The organism is Caballeronia sp. LZ003 (assembly GCF_031451465.1).
GTDB lineage: Bacteria > Pseudomonadota > Gammaproteobacteria > Burkholderiales > Burkholderiaceae > Caballeronia.
Genome location: NZ_JARUXJ010000001.1, coordinates 499,598 through 524,450, shown reverse-complemented (window position 1 = coordinate 524,450; position 24,853 = coordinate 499,598). Strand labels below are relative to the sequence as shown.

General features: G+C 62.3%; 15 protein-coding genes and 3 pseudogenes. 2 read left to right on the top strand and 16 right to left on the bottom strand.

Going from position 1 to position 24,853, the window contains the following annotated elements; translation table 11 throughout:
* Positions 1-4: 4 nt before the first annotated feature.
* The 3 genes from QCE79_RS02410 to QCE79_RS02400 all read right to left on the bottom strand — a co-directional run bounded on the left by QCE79_RS02410 (position 5) and on the right by QCE79_RS02400 (position 3,947).
* Positions 5-1,111 carry an S-(hydroxymethyl)glutathione dehydrogenase/class III alcohol dehydrogenase gene (locus QCE79_RS02410; protein WP_244827166.1) on the bottom strand — a complete coding sequence of 369 codons (1,107 nt, stop codon included), beginning with the start codon at positions 1,109-1,111 and terminating at the stop codon, positions 5-7.
* A gap of 32 nt (positions 1,112-1,143) precedes the next feature.
* The gene (locus QCE79_RS02405) at positions 1,144-2,358 is read right to left on the bottom strand and encodes an AGE family epimerase/isomerase (protein ID WP_309841566.1); all 1,215 of its coding nucleotides are present in this window, start codon (positions 2,356-2,358) and stop codon (positions 1,144-1,146) included.
* Positions 2,359-2,534: 176 nt separating this feature from the next.
* Positions 2,535-3,947 carry an FGGY family carbohydrate kinase gene (locus QCE79_RS02400; RefSeq protein ID WP_309841563.1) on the bottom strand — a complete coding sequence of 471 codons (1,413 nt, stop codon included), beginning with the start codon at positions 3,945-3,947 and terminating at the stop codon, positions 2,535-2,537.
* Between the two features lie 335 nt (positions 3,948-4,282).
* Here QCE79_RS02400 and QCE79_RS02395 point away from each other — a divergent pair, with 335 nt between their 5' ends.
* Positions 4,283-5,659 carry a nucleobase:cation symporter-2 family protein gene (locus QCE79_RS02395; protein WP_309841559.1) on the top strand — a complete coding sequence of 459 codons (1,377 nt, stop codon included), beginning with the start codon at positions 4,283-4,285 and terminating at the stop codon, positions 5,657-5,659.
* A gap of 96 nt (positions 5,660-5,755) precedes the next feature.
* Here QCE79_RS02395 and QCE79_RS02390 read toward each other — a convergent pair whose 3' ends face one another.
* The 6 genes from QCE79_RS02390 to QCE79_RS02365 all read right to left on the bottom strand — a co-directional run bounded on the left by QCE79_RS02390 (position 5,756) and on the right by QCE79_RS02365 (position 18,266).
* Positions 5,756-7,228, bottom strand: coding sequence for an efflux transporter outer membrane subunit (locus tag QCE79_RS02390; RefSeq protein ID WP_309841555.1), 1,473 nt, complete (start codon positions 7,226-7,228; stop codon positions 5,756-5,758).
* A gap of 1 nt (position 7,229) precedes the next feature.
* Positions 7,230-10,454 carry an efflux RND transporter permease subunit gene (locus QCE79_RS02385; RefSeq protein WP_250491850.1) on the bottom strand — a complete coding sequence of 1,075 codons (3,225 nt, stop codon included), beginning with the start codon at positions 10,452-10,454 and terminating at the stop codon, positions 7,230-7,232.
* Between the two features lie 18 nt (positions 10,455-10,472).
* The gene (locus QCE79_RS02380) at positions 10,473-11,687 is read right to left on the bottom strand and encodes an efflux RND transporter periplasmic adaptor subunit (RefSeq protein WP_250463347.1); all 1,215 of its coding nucleotides are present in this window, start codon (positions 11,685-11,687) and stop codon (positions 10,473-10,475) included.
* Between the two features lie 527 nt (positions 11,688-12,214).
* Complete coding sequence (locus QCE79_RS02375; RefSeq protein ID WP_309841550.1) at positions 12,215-13,738, bottom strand: efflux transporter outer membrane subunit; 1,524 nt, start codon at positions 13,736-13,738, stop codon at positions 12,215-12,217.
* 1 nt (position 13,739) lies between these two features.
* Entirely contained in the window at positions 13,740-16,928 is a 3,189-nt protein-coding gene (locus QCE79_RS02370; protein WP_244827161.1) for an efflux RND transporter permease subunit, read from the bottom strand.
* 18 nt (positions 16,929-16,946) lie between these two features.
* Positions 16,947-18,266 carry an efflux RND transporter periplasmic adaptor subunit gene (locus QCE79_RS02365; RefSeq protein WP_244827160.1) on the bottom strand — a complete coding sequence of 440 codons (1,320 nt, stop codon included), beginning with the start codon at positions 18,264-18,266 and terminating at the stop codon, positions 16,947-16,949.
* 453 nt (positions 18,267-18,719) lie between these two features.
* On the opposite strand from QCE79_RS02365, the gene QCE79_RS02360 reads away from it, so the two are divergent.
* Positions 18,720-19,436 carry a TetR family transcriptional regulator gene (locus tag QCE79_RS02360; protein ID WP_250525443.1) on the top strand — a complete coding sequence of 239 codons (717 nt, stop codon included), beginning with the start codon at positions 18,720-18,722 and terminating at the stop codon, positions 19,434-19,436.
* Here the strand turns inward: QCE79_RS02360 and QCE79_RS02355 are convergent.
* From QCE79_RS02355 to QCE79_RS39265, 7 genes and pseudogenes are all read right to left on the bottom strand, one after another.
* The gene (locus QCE79_RS02355) at positions 19,383-20,174 is read right to left on the bottom strand and encodes an SRPBCC domain-containing protein (RefSeq protein ID WP_309841544.1); all 792 of its coding nucleotides are present in this window, start codon (positions 20,172-20,174) and stop codon (positions 19,383-19,385) included. The two genes, QCE79_RS02360 and QCE79_RS02355, sit on opposite strands and share 54 nt — an antisense overlap.
* Before the next feature lie 85 nt (positions 20,175-20,259).
* Positions 20,260-20,637, bottom strand: a complete 378-nt coding sequence (locus tag QCE79_RS02350; protein ID WP_250491846.1) for a DUF427 domain-containing protein — start codon at positions 20,635-20,637, stop codon at positions 20,260-20,262.
* A 151-nt stretch (positions 20,638-20,788) separates the two neighbouring features.
* On the bottom strand, positions 20,789-21,271 hold the full coding sequence (locus tag QCE79_RS02345) for a carboxypeptidase regulatory-like domain-containing protein (RefSeq protein ID WP_309841539.1): 483 nt from the start codon (positions 21,269-21,271) through the stop codon (positions 20,789-20,791).
* 331 nt (positions 21,272-21,602) lie between these two features.
* On the bottom strand, positions 21,603-23,120 hold the full coding sequence (locus tag QCE79_RS02340) for a DegQ family serine endoprotease (protein WP_244827155.1): 1,518 nt from the start codon (positions 23,118-23,120) through the stop codon (positions 21,603-21,605).
* 191 nt (positions 23,121-23,311) lie between these two features.
* Positions 23,312-23,755 (bottom strand): annotated as a pseudogene (locus QCE79_RS39275) (YadA family autotransporter adhesin); the annotation flags it as partial.
* A gap of 92 nt (positions 23,756-23,847) precedes the next feature.
* Positions 23,848-23,932, bottom strand: a pseudogene (locus QCE79_RS39270) (hypothetical protein); the annotation flags it as partial.
* 366 nt (positions 23,933-24,298) lie between these two features.
* Positions 24,299-24,505 (bottom strand): annotated as a pseudogene (locus QCE79_RS39265) (hypothetical protein); the annotation flags it as partial.
* Between the last annotated feature and the right edge of the window lie 348 nt (positions 24,506-24,853).

Sequence of the window (24,853 nt, the reverse complement as noted above, 5' to 3'; positions counted from 1 at the left end):
TCTCTCAATAGATCACGACGGAACGAATGGATTCGCCCTTCTTCATCAGGTCGAAGCCTTCGTTAATACGTTCAAGCGGCAAATGGTGCGTAATCAGATCGTCGATATTGATCTTGCCTTCCATGTACCAATCGACGATCTTCGGCACATCCGTGCGTCCACGCGCGCCGCCGAATGCCGAGCCCTTCCATTCGCGCCCGGTCACGAGCTGGAACGGCCGCGTGCTGATCTCCTGTCCCGCCGCCGCCACGCCGATGATGAACGACTGTCCCCAGCCCTTGTGCGTGCATTCGAGCGCCTGACGCATCAGCTTCACATTGCCCACGCATTCGAAGGAATAGTCCGCGCCGCCATCGGTGAGTTGCACGATATGGTCGACCACGTTCTCCACTTCGTTCGGGTTGATGAAGTGGGTCATGCCGAACTTCTTCGCAAGCTCCACGCGCCCCGGATTGATATCGACACCGATAATCTTGTCCGCGCCCACCATCTTCGCGCCCTGGATCACGTTCAGGCCGATGCCGCCCAGCCCGAACACGACGACGTTCGCGCCCGCTTCGACCTTCGCCGAATACACGACCGCGCCCACGCCCGTCGTCACGCCGCAGCCGATGTAGCAAATCTTGTCGAAAGGCGCGTCCTCACGCACCTTTGCGACGGCGATCTCCGGCACCACGATGTAGTTCGAAAACGTCGACGTGCCCATGTAGTGAAAGAGCGGCTTGCCGTCGATGGAAAAGCGCGAGGTCGCATCGGGCATCAAGCCCTTGCCCTGCGTCGCGCGAATTGCCTGACAAAGATTGGTCTTGCGCGAGAGGCAGAATTTGCACTGACGGCATTCCGGCGTATAGAGCGGAATGACGTGGTCGCCCTTCTTCAGCGTGCCGACGCCCGGCCCGACATCCACGATCACGCCTGCGCCTTCGTGGCCGAGAATCGCGGGGAACAGGCCTTCGGGGTCGGCGCCCGAGAGCGTGTAGTAGTCGGTGTGGCAAATGCCCGTCGCTTTCACTTCGATCAGCACTTCGCCCGCGCGCGGGCCTTCGAGATCGACTTCCTCGATGGTGAGCGGCTTGCCTGCTTCCCATGCGATTGCTGCTTTGGTCTTCATCGTTCAAGGCTCCTGATGTCGTTTGATAGGAATTAGCGGATCACGTTCAGCGCTTCGTAGCATGCGCCCATCGTGTGATAGTCGGTCTTGCCGGCGGGGCTTTTCTCGTCGTTGTACTGGCGGTTATCGCGCGTGAGGATGCGATACCACGCGCCGTACTTGTGATCGACGAAATGCGCCCAGCTATAGGTCCACAAACGGTCGTAATCGTTCCAGTAGCGCGTCGCGGCGGCGCTGTCGCCATCGCGTTCGGCGCGATCCGCGAGCAAGGCCGCGGCCGCGAACGATTCCGCCTGCACCCAGAAGTACTTGTCCTCGTCGTAGAACTTGCCGTCGGGATCGAAGCCGTAGACCATGCCGCCGTGCTCGTCGTCCCATGACAGTTCCATCGCGCGATCGAAAAGCTCACGCGCACGCGTGACATGCCACGCTTCCGGACGATGCCGGTCGAGAATCATCAGCAGCTTCGCCCATTCGGTCTGATGTCCCGGCTGAAAACCCCAAGGCCTGAAGATGTTGCTGCGATCGCCCTTGTTGTAATCCCAGTCGACAGACCAGTCCGGCTTGTAGTGCTCCCACACGAGCCCGCCCGCAAGCGCTGCCTGACGGTTCACCATGTTGTCGGCGAGGAGCGCCGCGCGGTCGAGATAGCGCGCTTCGCCGGTCGCCTCGAAGGCGGCGAGAAACGCTTCGCACGTGTGCATGTTGGCGTTCTGGCCGCGATAGTCCGACACCTTCCAGTCGGCGCTCGCTTCGTCCTTGTACAAGCCGTGGGCGGCGTCCCAAAAGTGCGTCTCCATCAGTTGCCAGGTTTCGTCGAGATAGGCGCGTGCTTCGTCGAAACCCGCTTCGATCGCCTTCGCATACGCAAGCACGACGAACGCAAGGCCATAACAATGATTCGTCGCATCGGTGACGTCGCGGCCGGAGAGCGTCCACGCGTAGCCGCCCGTTTGCGGGTTGTAGTGAAACTCGCGCAGATAGTCGATGCCGTGCTTCACGCCGCCGCGATATTCGTCGAGGCCGAAGTGCTTGTGCGCCATCGCGTAGTTGAAGACGAAGCGCGTGCTCGACACGAGATGCCGCGACTTGCGGTCGTAGATCGTGCCGTTGTTCTTGTAGTAGTGATAGAACCCGCCGTTCGGATCGAGACAGTGCGGGTGATAGAAGATCATCGTGTGCAGCGCGTGATCGAGCAGGAATTCGCGCGAGCGGAAAGCGGGTTGCGACGGTGCGGATGCGGACATGGCTGATTTCGATGTGGTCAGGGGCAGCTCATATGAAGCGGTTCTTCATGAACCGGACGGCGCGAACTTCGGTCGAGCGCAAAGTTTAAGCGGTAAAAGAAAAACGCGGCGCGGGGTCGGCGTGGGTTCGCTCTAGACATGGCACTTTGCGTAGCCGATGCCCCGAGCGCCCACGCTCAAAACCAGTCATGCGCGCGCTGGTACAGATCGATGAAGCGCGCATACCGCGTATCGAGTGCGGGGTTCGTTTGCGGAATCGCGACCCGTGTCGCGGATGGCGCGAGCGCGTGAATCTCGTCGATACGAAAGTGCCCCGCCGCGATGCCGCCGAGCATCGCCGCACCGCGCGTTGCCGCGTTCGGGCAATCGACGGCATGGAGTTCGGCTTGCAGGGAATCCGCGAGCAATTGACGCCAGCGTGCATCGATGGAACCGCCGCCCGCAAGCCGCAACGAAGTCAGCGGCGTGCCGTGCTGTCTGATGGCATCGAGTCCCGCACGCAATGCGAACGTCACGCCTTCGAAGGCGGCGCGCATCAACGTGCCGCGCGAATCGTTGAGACCGAGACCGAGCCAGCCGCCGCGCGCTGCCGGGTTCATCCACGGCGAGCGCTCGCCGCTCAGGTACGGCAGGAAGGTGACGGAGACGCTCGGGTCGGCGGCGAAAGCGTCGTCGTAAGCGGCCGGCCACGATGCATAACCAAGCCAGCCGCGCACCGCTTCGAGCGCGACGCCAACATTCTGCATGGCCGCCATGCGATACCACGCGCCGCTCGCCGCTCGATACGTATGCAGTCCGTGCACGGGTGCGGGCGCGGCGTCGCACATCACGATGATCTGGCCGCCGGTGCCCGTGGTGAGAAGCGCGTCGCCGTCGGCGGTGAGGCCGCTGCCGAGCGCGGCGCATGGCGTATCGCCCGCGCCGACGGCGAGCGGAATGCCCGCGCGCAAGCCCAGTTCGGCCGCCGCTGCCGCCGACAGCGTGCCCGCCGTTGCATGCGATGCCGCGAGCGGTGCGAACCACGCGCGCTGCAAACCCAGCTTGTCGATGAGCGCATCGTCCCATTCGCCCGATGGCGCGGCGAGCGCCGTGGCGCATGCATCCGATGCATCCGTCACGAACGCGCCGCCCAGACGCGCGCGCAGCCAGTCCTTCGGCTGCAACGCCCAGCGCATCTGCGGGACAAGCGTGCTTTCATGCGCGACGAGCCAGCGCAACAGCGGACCGGCCATGCCCGGCGCGACGGGGTTTTGCTGCGGCTCGGACCACGCATCGAGCAGATGGCTCGCGCGCGTGTCCGGCCAGAGCATCGCGGGGCGCAACGCGCGGCCGTTGGCATCGGCGGGAACGACGCCATGCATCTGACCGGAGAAGCCGATCGCGCGCACCGCCTGACGTTCGTCGACAGGAAGATGCGCGGCGGCATCGGCGAGCGCGGCGTACCAGGTATCGACGGAAGTTTCAGCCCAGCCGGGATGTGCGCTCGTGACCGAATAGGCACGGCTCGTCATGGCGACCTCGTGGCCGCGTTCATCGATGATGGCCAGTTTCAGCGAACCCGTACCGAGATCGATGCCTAAGAAACGCATGGGATTTCGTGCTTCGGAAGGAGTAAGGGAAAACGCGTAAATCGCGGGTTAACCCCGCCAATACGCGACGAGCATGAAAAACGGACTATACGCGCGCCGCCATGAACATCATAACGAGCACACGAAGATGGCGGCCTTTCGTCACACGACGGTTCTGCTTCGATAACCGCCAAACCCCTTGTAGCAAGGACTTCCGCGAAACGCAAACGATCCGGGCGCGCTAAATATATATCGGCGTGCGAACGCGGCGTATAGCGTCCCGTGGTCTTGTTCGCGCATTTTGATGCACTTACCGTGGAGGCCACACAAATGCCAAGGCATACAAGGAGAGAGACATGGCTTCGAACAAGGTGCATCCGGTGGACGAGCGTTTGCCGACAGGACAGTTACTGACACTTGGCATCCAGCACGTTCTCGTGATGTACGCGGGCGCGGTTGCGGTGCCGCTGATTCTCGGCGCCGCGATGAATCTGTCCAAGGATCAGATCGCGTTCCTCATCAGCGCCGATCTGTTTTCATGCGGCGTCGCCACGCTGATCCAGACGCTCGGTCTCTGGATCTTTGGCATCCGCTTGCCGGTCATCATGGGTTGTACCTTCGCCGCAGTCGGCCCGATGGTCGCCATCGGCACCAATCCTTCGCTCGGCATTCTCGATGTGTTCGGCTCGACCATCGCGGCCGGCGTGATCGGCATCGTGCTCGCGCCGATGATCGGCAAACTCCTGCGTTTCTTCCCGCCCGTCGTGGTCGGCACGGTGATCGCGGTGATCGGCTTGTCGCTGATGGGCGTGGGCATCAACTGGGCGGCGGGCGGTGTGGGCAATCCCGACTACGGCAATCCCGTTTATCTGCTGCTGTCGCTCGTCGTGCTTTCGCTGATTTTGCTCATCAACAAGTTCGCGCGCGGCTTCATCGCCAATATTTCGGTGTTGCTCGGCATTGTCGCGGGCTTCGTGATCGCCGCCATGCTCGGCCGCGTCAACATGGACGGCGTCGCGCACGCCCCGTGGGGCGGCGTCGTGCTGCCGTTCCACTTCGGCTTGCCGCACTTCGACGCGCTGTCGGTGGCGACCATGGTCATCGTCATGTTCGTGACCTTCATCGAGTCGACCGGCATGTTTCTCGCGGTCGGCGATCTCGTCGATCGTCCGGTGGATCAGAAAGCGCTCGTGCGCGGCCTGCGTGTCGATGGCCTCGGCACGCTGATCGGCGGCGTGTTCAACTCGTTCCCGCATACGTCGTTCTCGCAGAACGTCGGGCTGATCGGCGTGACGGGCGTGAAGAGCCGCTTCGTCTGCGCGACCGGTGGCGTGATTCTGGTCGTGCTCGGCCTCTTTCCGAAGATGGCGCAAGTGGTCGCTTCGGTGCCGCCGTTCGTGCTTGGCGGCGCGGGCATCGTGATGTTCGGCATGGTCGCGGCGAATGGCATCAAGACGCTGTCGCGCGTGGACTTCTCGACGAACCATCACAACCTGTTCATCGTCGCGGTGAGCGTGGGTATGGGAATGGTGCCGGTGGTCGCACCGAAGTTCTTCACGCAACTGCCACATGCGCTGGAGCCGATTCTTCACAGCGGCATCTTGCTCGCTTCGGTGTCGGCGGTGATTCTGAATATCGTGTTCAACGGCGTGCGCAAGGAGCGCGATGCGCGCCGCGAGATTCGCGAGGCCGCACACGAGTTCGACGCGGCTCATGCGAGTGAAGCGCAGTAAGAGCAGATTCCTGTAGTGCTTGCGTTGAGCGCCGCGGTGTAAGCCGCGGCGTTTTTTTACGTCGCGCAAGAACAGCGGGCGCTGTTTCGCACGATCTCAACCCGCCGATGCCGCAACCGGCGCATCCGCCTCGCGCGGCATGTCTCCCGTATGCTCGATCCATCCGCCGCCGAGCGCCTGATACAAGCTCACCAGATTAGACAAACGTTCAGTGCGCGCCGTGATCAGCATCTGCTGTGTCGAATACAGATCCTGCTGCGCTTCGAGCACGCCGAGATAGCTATCGACGCCCTGCTTGTAGCGCAATGTCGAAAGATCGAGACGCCGCTGCTGTGCGCTCACTTCGCGCGTGAGCGCCGCGATTTGCTGATCGTAAGTGCCGCGGGCCGCGAGCCCATCGGCGACTTCGCGGAAGGCCGACTGAATGGCCCTCTCGTACTGCGCAATCTCGATCTTCTTCTGCACGTTCGCCAGATCGAGATTGGCCATGTTCTGACCGCCTTCGAAGATCGGCAGCGTGATGGTCGGCGCGAAACTCCATGCTGCCGAACCCGGCTTGAACAACCCGCCGAGCGACGGACTCAGCGTGCCGAAACTGCCGGTGAGCGAAATGCTCGGGAAGAACGCCGCGCGCGCCGCGCCGATGTTCGCGTTCGCCGCCAATAAATTCTGCTCGGCCTCCATGATGTCCGGACGGCGCGTCAGCAGATCCGACGGCACACCCGCCGGAATATCGGTCAACAGGTGCTGATCGTCGAGCGGCATGCCGCCCGTCATCTCGGCGGGCATCGGCTCGCCGAGCAACAGCACGAGCGCATTGACGGCTTGCGCGCGTGCGCGCTCCTGCGCCTGGAAATTGGCCGCCGCGCTTTCGACCACGGTCTGCGACTGACTCAGTTCCAGTTCCGATGCCGTACCGTTATCGAACTTGAGCTTGTTGATACCGTATGAATCGCGCGCGGTCTTGAGCGTCTGTTGCGTGACTTGAAGCAGGTCGTCAGCCTCCAGCACTTGCAGATACTGTGTCGCCACCTGGGACACGAGCGATAACTCCGCTGCCTTGCGTGCGTACGCCGTTGCAAGATACTTCGCGAGCGCCTGATTCCTGAGACTCTGCACGCGGCCGAACAGATCGATCTCCCATGCGCCGTTCAACCCGACCGAATACTGATTCGAGATCGTCTGATCGAGAAACGACAGATCTTTCGGCGTGCGCTGCTTCGACTGGCCCGCTTGCGCGCCGATAGTCGGAAACAGTTCCGAACGCACGACACGGTACTGCGCTTGCGCCGCCTGCACGTTGAGCACGGCGACGCGCAGATCGCGATTGTTCTTCAATGCGATATCGATAAGCTGCTGCAAACGCGCATCGACGAAGAAATTGCGCCAGCCAGTGTCGGCCGCGGACACGCCGTTTGCATTGTGCGCCCCCGGCGGTTGCGTCTCGTACACACCGCCTGTCGGAAAGCTCGCTGCGACTGGCGGCAAGGGGCGCTCGTATTTCGGCGCCATCGTACAGCCGGTCGCGATCACGGACACGGCTGCTGCAATCAAAGAAAATCTACGCATCTCAATGTCCCTGCTTGCCCGTGCCGTTGCCGTTGCTGTTGCTGTTGCCCTTTCCCTCGCCGTGCGAGGCATTGGCACGTTGCCGTTCGTAATGCGCGATCGCGGCGTCCGCGTCTTCCTTGTCGCCGCCGAAGCGCGCGCGCACGACGACGAAGAACATCGGGACCATGAAGATGGCGAGGAACGTCGCGGTCACCATGCCGCCGATCACACCGGTGCCAATGGCGTGCTGACTCGCCGAGCCCGCGCCATTGCTGATTGCGAGCGGCAAGGTACCGAGAATGAAGGCGAGCGAGGTCATCAGGATGGGACGCAGACGCAGACGCGCGGCTTCGAGCGCGGCCTCGATCGGTCCGATCTTTTCGGAGATCTGCAAGTCGCGCGCGAACTCGACGATCAGAATGGCGTTCTTCGCCGACAGGCCCACCGTGGTCAGAAGACCGACCTGGAAGTACACGTCGTTTTCGAGTCCACGCAAGGTGACGGCAAGCAACGCGCCGACCACGCCGAGCGGCACGACCATGATCACGGAGAACGGGATCGACCAGCTTTCATAGAGCGCCGCGAGACACAGAAACACCACGAGGATCGAAATGCCGTACAGAACCGGCGCCTGCGAACCGGATTGAATTTGCTGGAACGACAAACCCGTCCATTCGTAGCCAATGCCTGCCGGCAACTTCGCGGCGATGGCTTCGATGGCCTGCATGGCTTGGCCCGTGGAGCGGCCCGGCGCGGCCATGCCCTGGATTTCGACTGACGAATTGCCGTTGTAGCGTTCGAGCTTTGGCGAGCCGAAACTCCATCGGCCGGTCGCGAACGACGAAAACGGCACCATCGAACCGGCGTTGTTGCGCACGTACCAGCTATTGATGTTGTCGGGTGACATGCGGAACGGCGCGTCGCCCTGCAGATACACCTTCTTGATCCGGCTGTCGACATCAAGGAAGTTGTTGACGAACGAAGACGCCCAGGCGATCGAAAACGTCTGGTCGATATCGGACGCCGACACGCCTTGCGCAAGCGCCTTCTCGCGGTCGATGTCGACCTTGAACTGCGGCGTATCGTTCAAGCCGTTCGGGCGCACCTGCGCAAGCGACGGATCTTTCGCGGCCAGACCGAGCAGCATGCCGCGCGCTTCCATCAGCTTTTCGTGGCCCACGCCGCCACGATCCTCCAGTTCGAAGTCGAAGCCCGACGCGGTGCCGAGTTCGGGAATCGACGGCGGATTCACCGGAAATACGAGCGCATTGCGATAGCCCGCGAACTGTCCGAAAGTTCGGCCGACGAGCGCCTGCACTTTTTCGTCCGCGCTCTGGCGCTTGGCGAAGTCCTTCATGCGCACGAACACGAGGCCGGAGTTCTGGCCACGGCCCGCGAAGCTGTAGCCGTTGACCGTGAAGACGGACTCGACGATCCCGCTTTCTTTCTTCAAAAGATAGTTGGCCACGTCGTTCAGCGCGCGCTGGGTCATTTCCTGCGTGGAACCGGCGGGCGTGGACACGAGCACGAACATCGTGCCCTGATCTTCGTCGGGCAGGAACGCTTTCGGCAGCTTGGTGAACAAGAGGCCAACCACCGCGATGACCGCGAGGTATAACACGAGGAAGCGCCCCGAGCGACGAATCACACGCGCAACGCCGACCTGATACTTGTCGCGGCCCTTGTTAAAGGTCCGATTGAACCAGCCGAAGAAACCCGTGGTCTTTTCCTCGTGACCTTGCGGCAAGGGCTTCAGGATGGTCGCGCACAAGGCCGGCGTGAGGATCATCGCGGTCAGCACGGAGAGCACCATTGCCGAGACGATGGTCAGCGAGAACTGGCGATAGATCGCCCCGACCGAGCCGCCCGAGAACGCCACCGGCACGAACACCGCCGACAGCACGAGCGCCACGCCCACCAGCGCGCCGGTGATCTGGCCCATGGCCTTGCGCGTGGCTTCCTTCGGCGAAAGCCCTTCCTCGCTCATCACGCGCTCGACGTTTTCGACGACCACGATCGCGTCGTCCACCAGCAAGCCGATGGCGAGCACGATGCCGAACATCGATAGCGTGTTGATGGAAAAACCCACCGCCGCCATCACGCCGAAAGTGCCGAGCAGCACCACCGGCACCGCGATGGTCGGAATGAGCGTGGCGCGGATGTTCTGCAAGAACAGATACATCACGAGGAACACCAGCACGATGGCCTCGATGAGCGTCTTCACCACGTCGGAGATCGACTGGCGCACGAACGGCGTCGTGTCGTACGGATACTTTACGACGAGACCGGGCGGGAAGTACTTCGACAGCTCCTGTACCTTCGCGCGCACCGCGTCCGCCGTCGCCAGCGCGTTCGCGCCAGTCGCCAGATTGATACCGAAGCCCGCCGCCGGAGAACCGTTGTACTGCGTCTCGAAGTTGTAGTTCTCGCCGCCGAGACCCACCTTCGCCACGTCCTTCACCCGCACCTGCGAGCCGTCCTGATTCACCTTCAGAAGCACGTTGCCGAACTGGTCGGGCGTGCGCAGCAAAGTAGCTTCGGTGATCGTGGCCTGCATTGATTGGCCGGGCACCGCAGGCGTGCCGCCTAGCTGGCCGCCCGAGACTTGCACGTTCTGCGCCTTGAGCGCGTTCTGCACGTCGACCGGTGTGAGCTGGAAGTTGCTGAGTTTGTTTGGATCTAGCCAGACGCGCATGGCGTACTGCGTGCCGAACAGGCTCACCGTGCCCACGCCGTTGACTCGGCTGATGGGGTCCTGCAAATGCGACGCGACGTAGTTGGAGAGATCGTTGCGGCTCATGCTGCCGTCTTCGGAGACGAACGCGAGCACGAGCAGGAAGCTGTTGCTCGACTTCGAAACCGACAACCCGAGTTGCTGCACGATCTGCGGCAAGTTCGGTGTCGCCAGTTGCAGCTTGTTTTGCACCTGCACCTGCGCGATGTCGGGGTTGGTGCCCGCCGCGAAGGTCAGCGTGATGGTGGCCGTGCCGAAGTCATCGGAGGTGGACGAAATGTAGAGCAGATGGTCGAGCCCGTTCATCTGCTGCTCGACCACCTGCGTGACTGTGTTCTCGACCGTCTGCGCCGATGCACCGGGATACGTCGCCGTAATCTGGATGCTGGGTGGCGCGACCGTCGGATATTGCGCGACCGGCAGCGTCGAGATCGACGCGAGGCCCGCGAGCATCAGGATGATGGCAAGCACCCACGCGAAAATCGGGCGATCGATAAAAAACTTGGCCATGTGGCGTATCCTCCGTCCCTACGCGCCAGCAACGGCTGAAGCAGCCTTCGCGGGAGCGGCGGCCTGATTGTCGGAAGAAGGCTGCGTGGAAGGCCCGGGCGACTGAACCGTCACCGCTTTCACCGGCATGCCGGGACGCACCTTCTCGATACCCTCGACGATCACCCGGTCGCCCGCCTTCACGCCGCTGTCGACGACCCAGTTCTGCCCGACCATGCCGGAGGTCACGAGCTCGCGTAGCGCGACCTTGCCGTCGGTATCGACGATCAGTGCGATCGGCGTGCCCTTCTGGTCATGCGTGACGCCCGTGACAGGCACGACCAGCGCCTGCGGATTCACGCCCTCTTCGATACGCGCTCGCACGAACATGCCGGGCAACAACACGCGATCCTTGTTCTCGAACACGGCGCGCACGGTTACCGAGCCGGTGGACGGGTCCACGGTCACATCGGAAAACTGCAGGCGGCCCTGTTCGGGATAGACGCGGCCGTCTTCGAGAATCAGCGAAACCTTCGCGGCGTTCGGACCCGACGCGGTAAGACGCCCTTCCTGAATCTGGCGGCGCAGCTTGAGCCCGTCGAGGCTGGATTGCGTGAGATCGACATACACCTGGTCGAGCTGCTGCACGGTTGCCATGAGCGTGGCTTGCGCCGCTTGCACGTAGGCGCCCGGCGTGACCTGCGAGATGCCGATCTGGCCGGTCACGGGCGAGGTGACATCGGTATAGCCGAGGTCGATTCGCGCGGTCTGCACGGAGGCGCGAGCCTGTGCCACGTCGGCGGCGGCCTGACCGGCCGACGCAACAGCGTTGTCGTAGTCCTGCTTGCTTACCGCGTTCTCGGCGACCAGTACCTTGTAGCGCTCGGCTTGCGCATTGGTCGATGCGAGATTCGCCTCGGCCTTCGCAAGCGACGCTTTCGCGCTGTCCAGCTTGGCGATGTACGGCGCCGGGTCGATCTTGTAGAGCCGCTGACCGGCCTTGACGAGACTGCCTTCGGTGAATTCACGGCGCAGCACGATGCCATCGACGCGCGCACGCACTTGTGCATCGATGAAAGCGCTGGTGCGGCCCGGCAGTTCGCTCGTGACGGGCACCGCGACCGGCGCAAGCATGACGACGCCGACTTCGGGCGCATGCGCCGGCATGTCCGGATGTTTTTCACCGCATGCGGCCGCTAGCGTGACGACCGACAAAGCGCAGATGAGGCGGTATGGAATCCGTTCGAAACGCATGGAGCGACGACCTCTGTGGTTACCGGGATAAATAGATGAATAGATACGCGCGTCCTCGGTCGAGGACGGACGGAAAGAACGTCGATGCCAATCGTCTTTTCGGGATACCTAATCTTCCCCATTGAATGAAGCCTGTGGCCAGGAAGCGCTTCGTCGATTGCAGCCCATTTGCAGTCCAATCTCAGCCGATTCACATGCAATCGCAACTGATTTGCGTGTCGATTAATGCCGATACGCACGCAGTTGCACAGGAAAGCTGACATGCCTTCAGCACGCAGGCACGTTGGAGGATGCCGATTATAGTTAGCGCGTCGATCAGTAACGCTAAACAAAAGTAATAATTTGCTGAAATTTGGCACGACCTGTCATCGCGCGACGCGTTTTCCCGGTACATTCAGTGTCACGCCGCGACGTGGACCATGGACGAAAAAAAGCCCGACACGAGGTCGGGCTCTTCACTGCATCATCCCACTATCAACCATCACGGACAGCTTGCGAAAGTGACTACCGAGCGCAACTTGCGAACCTCAACTCGCCGCGTCGGATGCTGCCTTCGGCGGAGTAGCCGAGCCGAAATCCGTGGGAGTGTCGGCCGGACGCGGGGCATCGCCGGAATGCTCGATCCATCCGCCGCCGAGATACTGATACAGATCGACGAGGTTGGTCAGGCGGTTCAGGCGCGCGCTGATGAGCGTTTGCTGCGCGTCATACAACGAGGTCTGCGCGGTCAGAACAGCGAGATAGCTGTCCACGCCATTTCGATAGCGCAGGTCCGACAACTCCAGCCGCCGGCTCTGCGAACTCACGAAGCGTTGCAGGGAGCGAATCTGCTCGTCGTACGTGCCGCGCGCGGCGAGACCGTCGGCCACTTCGCGGAACGCCGTCTGAATGGCCTTCTCGTAGTTGGCAATCTCGATGCGCTTCTGCACGTTCGCCAGATCCAGATTGGCGACGTTCGTGCCGCCCTCGAAGATTGGCACGCTGATCTGCGGTGCGAACGACCACGCCGCCGAACCCGGCTTGAACAATCCGCCAAGCGTGGGCGAGAGCGTACCGAAACTGCCCGTCAACGAAATGCGCGGAAAGAACGCGGCCCGCGCCGCGCCGATGTTCGCATTGGCCGCAAGCAAGCTCTGCTCGGCCGCCGCGATATCGGGACGGCGCGTGAGGAGGTCGGAAGGCAGACCCGCCGGAATGTCGGCGAGCAAGTCCTGCGCATCCAGCGGCATGCCGCCCGGCAGATCGTCCGGCAACGGTTCGCCCACGAGAAGCACGAGACCGTTTTCCGCTTGCGCACGCAGACGCGCCTGCGACTGCAGATTCGCCTGCGCCTGTTGCACCACGCCCTCGGCCTGACGCAGATCGAGTTCCGAACCCGTACCGTTGTCGAACTGCAGCTTGGTGATGCGATACGACTCCTGCGCCGTCTTCAGCGTGTTCTGCGTGACGGTGAGCAGATCGTCGTAGGCGAGCATCGTCAGATACTGGTCCGCCACCGAAGACACCAGCGAGATTTCCGCCGCCTTGCGCGTTTCCGCGAGCGAGAAATACTGCGCGAGCGCCTGATCCTTCAGGCTGCGAATCCGTCCGAAGAAGTCGATTTCCCACGACGCATTCACGCCCACCGAATACGTGTTCGAGATGGTCTGATCGAAGAACGACAGGTTGCGCGGCGTGCGCTGCTTGCTTTGCGAGCCAACCGCATCGAGCGTCGGGAAAAGGCCCGCGCGCGTGATCTGATACTGCGCGCGCGCCGCATCGACGTTGAGCATCGATACGCGCAGATCGCGATTGTTCTTGAGCGCGAGTTCGACAATACGCTGCAGACGCGCATCGGCGAAGAAATCGCGCCAGCCGATATCCGGCGCGGTCTGCCCGCTCGCGCTGCGGCTCTTGTCTGCCGCGCCTTCAGCAGTCGGCTGCGTGGCGTACACGCCGCCTTCCGGGAACGTCTGCGTGACGGGCGCGGCCGGCCGGTCGTACTTCGGCTCGAAGGTGCAGCCCGTGGCCACGAAAGCCACGGCGGCTGCGATCAACGAAAGTTTTAGCATTTCAATGTCCTTCCTTGCCAGAGCCCGCGGGCGCGCCGCCATGCGGACCTTCGATATCGCCGCCGGACGAACCCGGTGCCGGCATGTCCTTGCTCTTGCTGAACTTGCTGATCACGACGAAGAACATCGGGATCATGAAGATCGCAAGGAAGGTCGCGGTCAGCATCCCGCCGATCACGCCGGTGCCGATTGCGTGCTGGCTCGCCGAACCCGCGCCGTTACTGATGGCAAGCGGCATCACGCCGAGAATGAACGCGAGCGACGTCATCAGAATCGGACGCAGCCGCAGACGCGCCGCTTCCATCGCGGCTTCCACCGTCGACATGCCCTGCATGCGCAATTCACGCGCAAACTCGACGATCAGAATGGCGTTTTTCGCGGACAAACCCACCGTAGTCAACAGGCCGACCTGGAAGAACACGTCGTTTTCCAGACCGCGCAGCGTCGCCGCGAGCAGCGCGCCGAGCACGCCGAGCGGCACGACCATGATGACCGAGAACGGAATCGACCAGCTTTCGTACAGCGCCGCGAGACACAGGAACACGACGAGAATCGAGATGCCGTACAGAATAGGCGCCTGCGAGCCCGACTGACGTTCCTGATACGACAGCCCCGTCCATTCGTAGCCAATACCCGCCGGCAGCTTCGCCGCGATGGCTTCGATGGCCGTCATGGCCTGACCGGTCGACTTGCCAGGCGCGGCCGCACCCTGGATTTCCACCGCCGAGATACCGTTGTAGCGCTCGAGCTTCGGCGAACCGTAGATCCAGTCGGTGGTCGCAAAGGCCGAGAACGGCACCATCGTGCCCGAGGTGTTACGCACATACCACTTGCCGATGTCTTCCGGCGACATACGGAAGCGCGGCTCGGACTGCACGTACACCTTCTTGATCCGGTTATCCACGTCGAGGAAGTTGTTCACGTACTGCGACGCCCACGCGATCGAGAAAGTCTGGTCGATATCGGAGATGGAGACGCCGAGCGCATTCGCCTTCTCGCGGTCGATGTTCACCTTGAACTGCGGCGTGTCGTTCAGGCCGTTCGGACGCACCTGCGCGAGCACCGGGTCTTTCGACGCCATGCCGAGCAGCATGTTGCGCGCTTCCATCAACTTCGCGTGCCCCACGCCGGCGCGATCCTCCAGCTCGAAGTCGAAGCCCGACGCGGTGCCGAGTTCCGGAATCGACGGTGGATTGACCGGGAAGATCATCGCGTTCTTGTAGGGCGCGAAGTGCATGAACATCCGGCCGACCAGCGCCTGCACCTTGTCATTGCTCGCCTGACGCTGCGCGTAGTCCTTCATCCGCACGAACACGAGACCGGAGTTCTGGCCGCGACCCGCGAACGAAAAGCCGTTCACCGTGAAGACGGATTCGACGATCGCCTTCTCGTCGTTCAGCAGATAGTTCTGCACGTCGGCGAGCACACCGGCCGTGTATTCCTGCGTCGAGCCGGACGGCGCCTGCACGAGCACGAACATCGTGCCCTGGTCTTCATCGGGAAGGAACGACTTCGGCAGGCGCAGGAACAGCATGCCCACTGCCACGATTACGACCAAATAGATGATGAGCCAGCGCCCCGAGCGCCGGATCACGTGCTGCACGCCCTTGTGATACTTGTCCTGGCTCTTGTTGAAGTTGCGATTGAACCAGCCGAAGAAACCCTTCTTCTCGGGCTGATGCCCTTCCGGATGCGGCTTCAGAATGGTCGCGCACAGCGCCGGCGTGAGCACCAGCGCGACCATCACGGACAGCACCATGGCCGCCACGATGGTGAGCGAGAACTGCCGGTAAATGGCGCCGACCGAACCGCCCGAAAACGCCACCGGCACGAACACCGCCGACAGCACGAGCGCCACGCCCACCAGCGCGCCCGTGATCTGGTCCATCGCCTTGCGGGTTGCGTCCCGTGGAGACAAGTGCTCCTCGGACATCACCCGCTCGACGTTTTCCACCACCACGATGGCATCGTCTACCAGCAAGCCGATGGCAAGCACGAGGCCGAACATCGACAGCACGTTGATGGAGAACCCGACCGCCGACATGATCGCGAACGTGCCGAGCAACACGACCGGCACGGCGATCGTCGGGATGAGCGTCGCCCGCAAGTTCTGCAGGAACAGATACATCACGAGGAACACCAGCACGATACCTTCGATCAGGGTCTTGACCACTTCCTCGATCGAAAGCCGCACGAACGGCGTGGTGTCGTACGGATACTTCACGACCAGCCCGTTCGGGAAGTACTTCGACAGTTCGTCGACCTTCTGGCGCACGAGCTTCGCGGTGTTGAGCGCGTTCGCGCCCGTTGCGAGCTGGATACCGAAACCGGCCGTCGGCGCACCGTTGTACTTGGTGTCGAAGTTATAGTTTTCGCCACCCAGATCGATACGCGCCACGTCCTTCAGGCGCACCTGCGAGCCATCCTGATTCACCTTCAGCAGAATGTTGCCGAACTGCTCGGGTGTTTGCAGAAGCGTCGCTTGCGTGATGGTCGCCTGCAACATCTGCCCCGGAACAGCCGGAGTGCCGCCGAGCGAGCCCGCCGCCACCTGCACGTTCTGCGCGGTGATGGCGGTCTGCACGTCGACCGGCGTCAGACTGTAGTTGGTGAGCTTGGTCGCATCGAGCCAGATACGCATGGCGTACTGCGAGCCGAACAGCGTGACCGTACCAACACCATCGATACGCGAAAGCGGGTCCTGAATTTTCGACGCCACGTAATTCGCGAGGTCGTACTTGTTCATGCTTCCGTCCTGCGACACGAACGCAAGCACCAGCAAGAAGCTGCTGCTCGACTTCGTGACCTTCGTACCGAGCTGCTGCACGACCTGCGGCAGCAATGGCGTCGCGAGCTGCAGCTTGTTCTGCACCTGCACCTGCGCGATGTCCGGATTCGTGCCCGCCGCGAACGTCAGCGTGATGGTGGCCGTACCCGAGTCGTCACTGGTCGAGGACAGATACAACAAGTGATCGAGGCCGCTCATCTGCTGCTCGATCACCTGCGTCACCGTGTTCTCGACCGTGCTCGCGGATGCGCCCGGATACGTCGCGCTGATCTGGATGGCAGGCGGCGCGATCGTCGGATACTGCGCAATAGGCAGCGTGAAGATCGACGCCATGCCCGCCAGCATCAAGATAATCGCGATCACCCACGCAAAAATCGGGCGATCGATAAAAAACTTTGCCATGAAACAGGCTCCCTGTTATTACGCGCCCGATGCGGCCGATGCCGGCGCCGCTTGCGCGCCGGATGCGTTGCCCGAAGCTGCGCCCGGCGCGGCTGCGCTCGGGCCCGTGGCGCCGCTCGCGCTGTTGGCGTTGTCGGGTGTCGCGCCCGCGCCGGATGCCGCTGGCGCCTGACCGGCCGCCGCGCCCGAGGCCGGCTGTGCGGGCAGTTGCGCCGCGACCGGCTTCACTTGCATACCGGGCTTCGCCTTTTCCACGCCGTTCACGATCACGCGGTCGCCCGGATTCAGGCCACTGTCGACCACCCAGTTGTTGCCGAACGTGCCACCGGTGACGAGCTGACGCAGTTCGACCTTGTCGTCCTTGTTGACGACGAGCGCGGTCGGCTGGCCCTTCTGGTCATGCGTGATGCCGATTTGCGGCACGACGAGCGCCTTGTCGTTCGTGCCTTCCTCGATACGCGCCCGCACGAACATGCCCGGCAGCAGCACGCGATCCTTGTTGTCGAAGATCGCGCGCACGGTGACCGAACCCGTGCTTTGGTCGACGCTCACATCGGAGAATTGCAGCTTGCCCTGCTCCGGATAGACGCGGCCGTCTTCCAGCACCAGCGACACCTTCGCCGCGTGGATGCCCTGAGTCTGCAAACGCCCGTCCTGAATCTGACGACGCAGCTTGAGGCCGTCGACGCTCGATTGCGTCAGATCGACGTAGATCGGGTCGAGCTGCTGCACGGTGGTGAGCAGCGTCGCCGCGCTCGCCTGTACATACGCGCCCGGCGTGACTTGCGACAGACCCGTGCGGCCGGTGATCGGCGAGACCACGTCGGTGTAGCCGAGGTTGATCTGCGCGGTATCGACGGCGGCCTTGCCCGCGGCGACATCGGCGACGGCCTGGCCTTGCGCGGCCACGGCGTTGTCGTAGTCCTGCTTGCTCACCGCATTGGCCGCGACCAGCACCTTGTAGCGCCCGGTCAAGGCGTTCTGCGACGCGACGTTCGCCTGCGCCTTGGCGAGCGTCGCCTTGGCGTTGTTCAGTGCGGCGATATACGGCGCCGGGTCGATCTTGTACAGACGCTGACCTTGCTTGACTTCCGCGCCTTCGACGAACTCACGGCGCAGGACGATTCCATCCACCCGCGCGCGCACTTGCGCGACCAGGAACGCGTTCGTGCGGCCCGGCAATTCGGCGATGACCGGCACGCTGGTCGGCTGCACGGTGACGATGCCCACTTCGGGCGTTTGCGGCGGAGGTGCTGACTGTTTTTGTCCGCAGGCAGCCAGGAAAACGGCAGCCGTCGCGGCGGTGATTAAGCGGAATGGAACCCGTTCGACGCGCATGGAGCGACCTCTGTCTAAGACTGAGAGTGAAGTTGGGTGCGCGACGGCCTTCCCCGGGCGATGCCGCGCACAAGCGTCGCAAGACGCTGACCAATAACCAAGCAGTGAGACCAGTGAGCGCAACGACCGGCCAGTGGCCGGCTCGCTTGCCTGTATTCCTGCCCGTGCGCGGCGCTATGCAAGCGCCGCCGATGGCCAAGAGGACGGCCAGAACGGGCAATCGAAATGAAAGCTTGGTCGGATAGTACTCGCCCTCTCCAGCTTGGGCTATCGGTCGACGGGTGGTATTGTATATACATTCACGAATGAATGTAAAAAACTGAGACAGCGATCCGTCGGCAAGGCGTAGCGAAATCGCCTCGACGGAATCGATTACGTTCGACGAACCTTCGACAACCGGCCTTCGCCCGGTCGAACAGCAAGGCAGGAGCAAACGGCCAACGGCCGCAGAATATGGTCAGACGAACCAAGGAAGAAGCACAGGAGACACGCAACCGCATTCTCGACGCGGCGGAGCGCGTCTTTTACGAAAAAGGCGTGTCGCGAACGACGCTCGCGGATATCGCGCACGCCGCAGGCGTCACGCGCGGCGCGATTTACTGGCATTTCGCCAACAAGGGTGACCTCTTCAACGCCATGTTCGACCGAAGTCTTCTTCCGCTCGACGAACTCGTGGAAGCGACGCTCGACGGCAAGGAGCCCGACCCGCTTGCGCGCATCCGCGAAATCTTCATCTGGTGCATGCGCAGCATCACGGCCGATGAACAGCGCCGCCGCGTCTTCGACATTCTGTTTCTGAAGTGCGAGTTCGTCGAGGAAATGGGACCGGTGCGCGAGCGCCATCAGAACAACATGCGCGACGGCATGGAGCGCATCGAGCGTGCGCTGCGTAATGCCATCGAAAAGAAGCAACTGCCGGCGGCGCTCGACACGCGACGCGCCACCACGCTGTTGCACGGACTTTTCACCGGCATCCTGCACGATTCGCTGATGCTACCCGGAAGCGTCGATCCGGAACACGACTCCGAAGCCGTCATCGATGCCTGCTTCGACGCCTTGCGGTGCAGTCCGGCCTTGCTCAAGAACGCCGGCTACCCCGAGCGTTCGATGCCCGCCTCATTGCAGGCCAACGTACTCTGCGAAGAACACAAAGAGTCCGACACAAACTAGCATCGCGAGCCACGCCCAGGCGGGCAGACCGAACACGCGCGGTGCGCCCGCGCCATCGCGACTACGGCGCACGAGGCCATGCGCGGCCAGACGATGACGCAGCACATTGGTCGCGGCGCCATCGACGGAGTTTCCGCCCATCGCGCGAGCGGTCGCGCCGCCGCGACGCGAGAACGCCGCCGACATCGAACCCGGTCGCAAGAAGAGATGCCGGCGCGGCACGGCTTCCTGTTCCGCACGCGCCGATGGCAAACCGTATTTCGCCCGCACGACTTCGCAGAATTCGGCGAAAAAGTCGTCGGCTGCTTCGTGCAGCGCGTTTTCAATCTGCCGTGGCGGCAATGCGGCGAGCGGCCCCGAAACCGTCGCCCAGACCGTATATTCGATCCACGTGTCCGCGCCACCGTCCTCCGCGTTCACCGCGACGGCTATCTGACCGCGCAACGAACCCACGCCTTCGCCGCGCGCCTTGAAACTGAGCGTGCTGGTGTCGTCGTCGATTTCTTGGCTTTCGTCGGCCTGCGCCAGACGCCTGCGACGAGCAATGTGCGCGCGAATTTCGTAACGCGCGCGCAAGGCGCCGATCGGCATGACGAGCGTTAACACGTACTCGCCGCTCGGCGTGAGCGTAAAGGACTCGCAATTATCGAGACTCGCGCGCAACAGCGTGAGATCGCTCAACGCCGCCTTCACATGCGCCGGATCGAGCGGAACGCGCAACGCTTCGGTGACTTCCATCCGCTTCTCCGGGCAAGGACCGCGTTCTGGCTATTGCGTTTCGGCTCGCGCGCCTCGAGTTCGGCGCTTTTATTCGACGCCCTGCCTAGGAAGTCACGTCGATACGATCGACGCGCGATGGATAAAACGCGAGGTATCCGCCGATCTGCCGCGCGCTTTCGAGCGGCGCCTCGTAACTCCAGGCGGCGTTTTCGACCGGACCTTCCTCGGTCATCAGATGGTAGTGCGTGGCCTGCCCCTTGAACGGACAGTCCGATGTATGGATGGAGCGTTGCAAGCGCGCCATGTTGACGTCGGCGCGCGGGAAATAGTGCACGTCGTCGGCGCCCGTTTCGGAAAGCGTCACGGCTTCGTGCGTGTCGGCGTAAGTGACGCCCTGGTGAATCACGCGGCAGCGCCGTCCGTTCGGCGCGATCTCGATCCGATGCGCCGCTTCATGCCCGTCGTTCAGATCCGTGCTCATCGTGGGCCCTCCGGCCTCTGCCGAATTTGCGAGGCGCGTTGGACGCCTCGTCACCAAAAAAAGCCACGAGCGTGCTGCCCGTGGCTTCATTATGAGACAAACTCTGGTCGCCGGGTGGACGGGATTTCGCCCGGACCGGCGGGAATTATCGTTACTGGATGCTCCAGTGAAACGCCGCCTTTGCCTTGCCCGGTCCGGAGACATTGACCGACTGCTTCTTCTCCTGATTCTTGTATTTGGCGTAGACCGTGTAGCTGCCCGCCGGCAGCTTGACAAGCATGTAAGGTCCCATGGAATCGGTGCTCAGCACTTCGCCGCCTTTGCCGCCGACGATCCGCACGTGCACGCCCGACAAGTAATCCGCGGTCGCACCCGTAAAGCGCAGCGATAGCGGCCAATGCGCTTGTTCGCGCTGCAAGGCGTGCGATTCGTCGAGGCCGACGCCGCCCGACGTGTAGGACACGTCGCCTTGCTGTTCGATTTGCGGCAGTCCGCCGCCGTTTTCGTTGCCCGCGCTCGACGTATCGCTCGTGCCGGCGCTCGATGCCTGCGCCCATGCGCCGCCTGCCATTCCAGCCGAAAGCGCCGTCGCCAGCAACGCGGTTGCCAGTTTTCCCGTGGTCTTGCTCATCATTATGTTGGCTCCTTTATTCGATGCCGCGGCATGCGAACACACCGACGACGCCACGCCCGATGCGTCTTTTCCACGCGATGGGGCACCGAGTGGGGTGTAGAGCATGCTTTGTGCCTGCGCGTTCGGGCGGGGGGTTGTTGATCGTGCGGTGGGACGCGCTTGGTGGAGTGATCCGAAAGCCATTGCAGAACGTGCTATCCATTGCGTGTTCGGAAAAGCACGCCGGACGACTCAGCGACGCTAAGCGCCATTCATGCCGCATGCGCAAGCGCGGTTCGGGGCGACGCGAACACGCCACTCCGAACCGCACGACGCGCATCGACGTACACCATCAGCCAAGATCGACCGGCACAAAAATCTGCGCATTGTCCCGCTGAATCAGCAGCGCGATGCTGTCGCCCGCGTGCGAGATCATTGTCTTCAACTGCTGCGCCGTCGTGACGGGCTGGCCATTGACCGCGAGAATCACGTCGCCTGCCTGGATACCCGCATTCGCCGCCGCGCCGTTCGATTGCTGCACGAGCAAACCGCGCGACACCGAGCTTTCCTGCTTCTCTTCCGGCGTGAGCGGGCGCACCGCGACGCCGAGGCGCGCGTCCTGTGCGGCGGCGCCGCCATCGTCGTCGCCCTTCACGTCAGCGCTTGCGGTCTTGGCGTCCTTGAGCGCGCCGATCGTCACGGTCAGATCCTTCGCGCTCTTGTCGCGCCACACCTGCACCTTCGCCGATGTGCCCGGCGAAAGACCCGCGACTTGCGACGGCAACGAGGTCGAATCCGTCACCTGCGTGCCGTTCAGCGAAAGAATCACGTCGCCAGGTTGCAAGCCAGCCTTCGCTGCCGGTCCGCCCGGCTCGACCGAACTCACGAGCGCACCTTGCGGCGACTTCATGCCGAACGAATTGGCGAGCGTCTGATTCAGCCCTTGCACCGTTACGCCGAGCCGGCCGCGATCGACGTGACCCGTTTTGATGAGCGCGTCCTTTACCTTGATCGCCTCGTTGATCGGGATGGCGAACGAAAGCCCCTGGAAACCGCCCGTCTGCGAATAGATCATCGAGTTGATGCCGATGACTTCGCCTTGCAGATTGAAGAGCGGCCCGCCCGAATTGCCCGGATTCACCGGTACATCGGTCTGGATGAACGGCGTGTAATTCTCGTTGGGCAGCGCGCGCGACTTCGCGCTGATGATGCCCGAGGTCACCGTGTTGTCGAAGCCATACGGCGAACCGATGGCAACCACCCACTGACCGACCTTGCTGCCGTTGGGGTCGCCGATTTTCACCGTGGGCAAATCTTTCGCGTCGATCTTCAGCACCGCGACGTCCGATTGCTTGTCCGCGCCAACCACCTTCGCCCGATATTCGCGCTTGTCCGTGAGCTTGACGGTGACGACATTCGCGCCATCGACCACGTGCGCGTTGGTGAGAATGTAGCCGTCATTGCTGACGATGAAACCCGAACCCAGCCCTTCGCTCGGACGGTCCGCGCCGGGACCCGCGCCATCGCCGCCGCCCATGCCGGGCACGCCGCCATAAAAGCGCTTGAAGAACTGATAGAACGGATCGTCGGGGTCCATCGGCACTTGATTCGCGTTGCCGCGTCGGGCGGATGTTTGCTTCACGACATGCTTCGCGCTGATATTCACCACGGCCGGACCATACGTTTCGACGAGGCCGGAGAAATCGGGAACGCCGGTCTTCGCCGCGGCTTCGGCAGGCATCAGCGCGGCTTGCGCGGGCGCGATGACCTGCGGCGCAGGCACGTTGTTATGGCCGGCCACGTAGCCCGCCGACAAGGCAACGGCGACCGCTGCTGCGACGGCGCTGCGTGTGAGAATCTTCGCTTTCATCGTGTGTGCTCCTGACGGGTTGCGCTTGAGAAGGCGCCATTGGATGAACGAAGATTACGGGGTGTCGCTTAAAGCTTTCTTAAGGTGCGTAAAAATGCAAAAAGGGCGGCTACCCTTTCGGATAGCCGCCCTGCTTACTGCCTTATTGATGCTTCGTGCTTCTGGTTTGGTCTCGCTCGCGAACCGCGTGCTTAGAACTCGTAGCCGACTTGACCGCGCACGCCTGCGTCGCCGTGCGGCGTGATCGAAGCTGCAGCGTTGACGAGCCAGCGGCTGTCACGCGAACGGTAGGTGCCGCCAACGCCCATGGCCGTGTAGCCCTTGTAGTTCGCGACACCGGCTGCGACCACGGTCTTGCCCGGCTGACTCGGCGTCAGGTTCGGCATGGCCATCGCGGCGGCGATACCGGAAAATGCCTGACGAGCTACCGTATCGACGTTGCTTTGAACTGCGTTCAACTGATTCATGTTGACGCCGTCGGTACCGTTGATGCCCGGCGCGACGTTCGTCAGGCGACGTTCGTTGCCCTTCGAGCCGATCGAGACGGTGTTGTCTTCGTCCGCGACAGAACCGCTACCCAGCGCGACGGAGTTGTTACCCGTTGCCTTTGAGCCATTTCCGAGGGCGGTCGAGTCGGTGCCGGACGCAACAGCGGGGGTGTCGGTCTTTTGCGAAGCGACCGTTGAAGCAGCGCCTTCGACGTTGCTCAATTGCTGCGCCAGACTCGAAACGTTCTGGTTCGTTTGATAAAGCTGCGAGCCGTTGACTGCGTCGGTACTGTCGGCGCTCAAGGCGCCAGCGGATACGCCGGTCACCGTACGCGTGCCATCGGTGCCCGTCATGTCGACGACCGTGCCGCCCGTGTCCTTCGCGACGGTGATGTTTTGCGTCGTTGCGTCTTGACGCACCAGACCGACGTTGCCGCTGGCGATCTGTTGATTGATGTTGCTGATGTCGCTCGTATTCTGCGCGATATCCGACGAGTTCTGCGCAACGTTGGTTTTCAGCGAAGCGATGTCGGCCGTGTTTTGCGTCACGTTCGAGTTGAGCTTGCCCAACGCTGCATCGACCGTACCGAAGGCCGTGCCGACGTCCGTAGCGGCGCCAGACGTGCCATTGATCGAGTTTGCGTTCGTCAGCGCGAAGCTGGGAGCCGAAATCGTGCCGTCGCTATTCAGCGCGGAACCGCCGCCAATCGCCTTTGCCGTGCTTTGTGCGGTGTTCTTCAACTGCCCAAAATTCACCGAATCCGTATTCGCCGTGCCAGCTGCAAGATTGGTTACCTTGCCATTGTTGAGTTGAATATTAGCGCCCGTTTTCGAAACGGTCAGCGCGTTGTTATTAGAATCGGCGCCATTGATAAACTGGTAACCCCCGACAGACATCGAAGCATTCGCGATCGAAACTGAGCCCGTTTGGGTAACTGTGTTGTAACCGGCAGTGGCAGATGTGCCGCAATTTTCCATGCCAACGGTTGTTAGGGCTTGACCCGACAGAAACTGACACTGGCCCGGATCAGGCGAGCCAAAGTCCGAATCGTTGACGATCAACGGCGCAGTAACAGCTGACGCCGTCATCGGCAATGCAATTGCAACAGCGCCTGCAGCGAGAGCGGCGGGCATTACTTTTTTGATCAGGCGCGATTGCAGTTTCGAGGGACGAAGAGCTTTGTTCATGAATAAACCTAAAAGTAAAAATCGAATGCGATAAAACACTGCTTCGCACGAGAAATC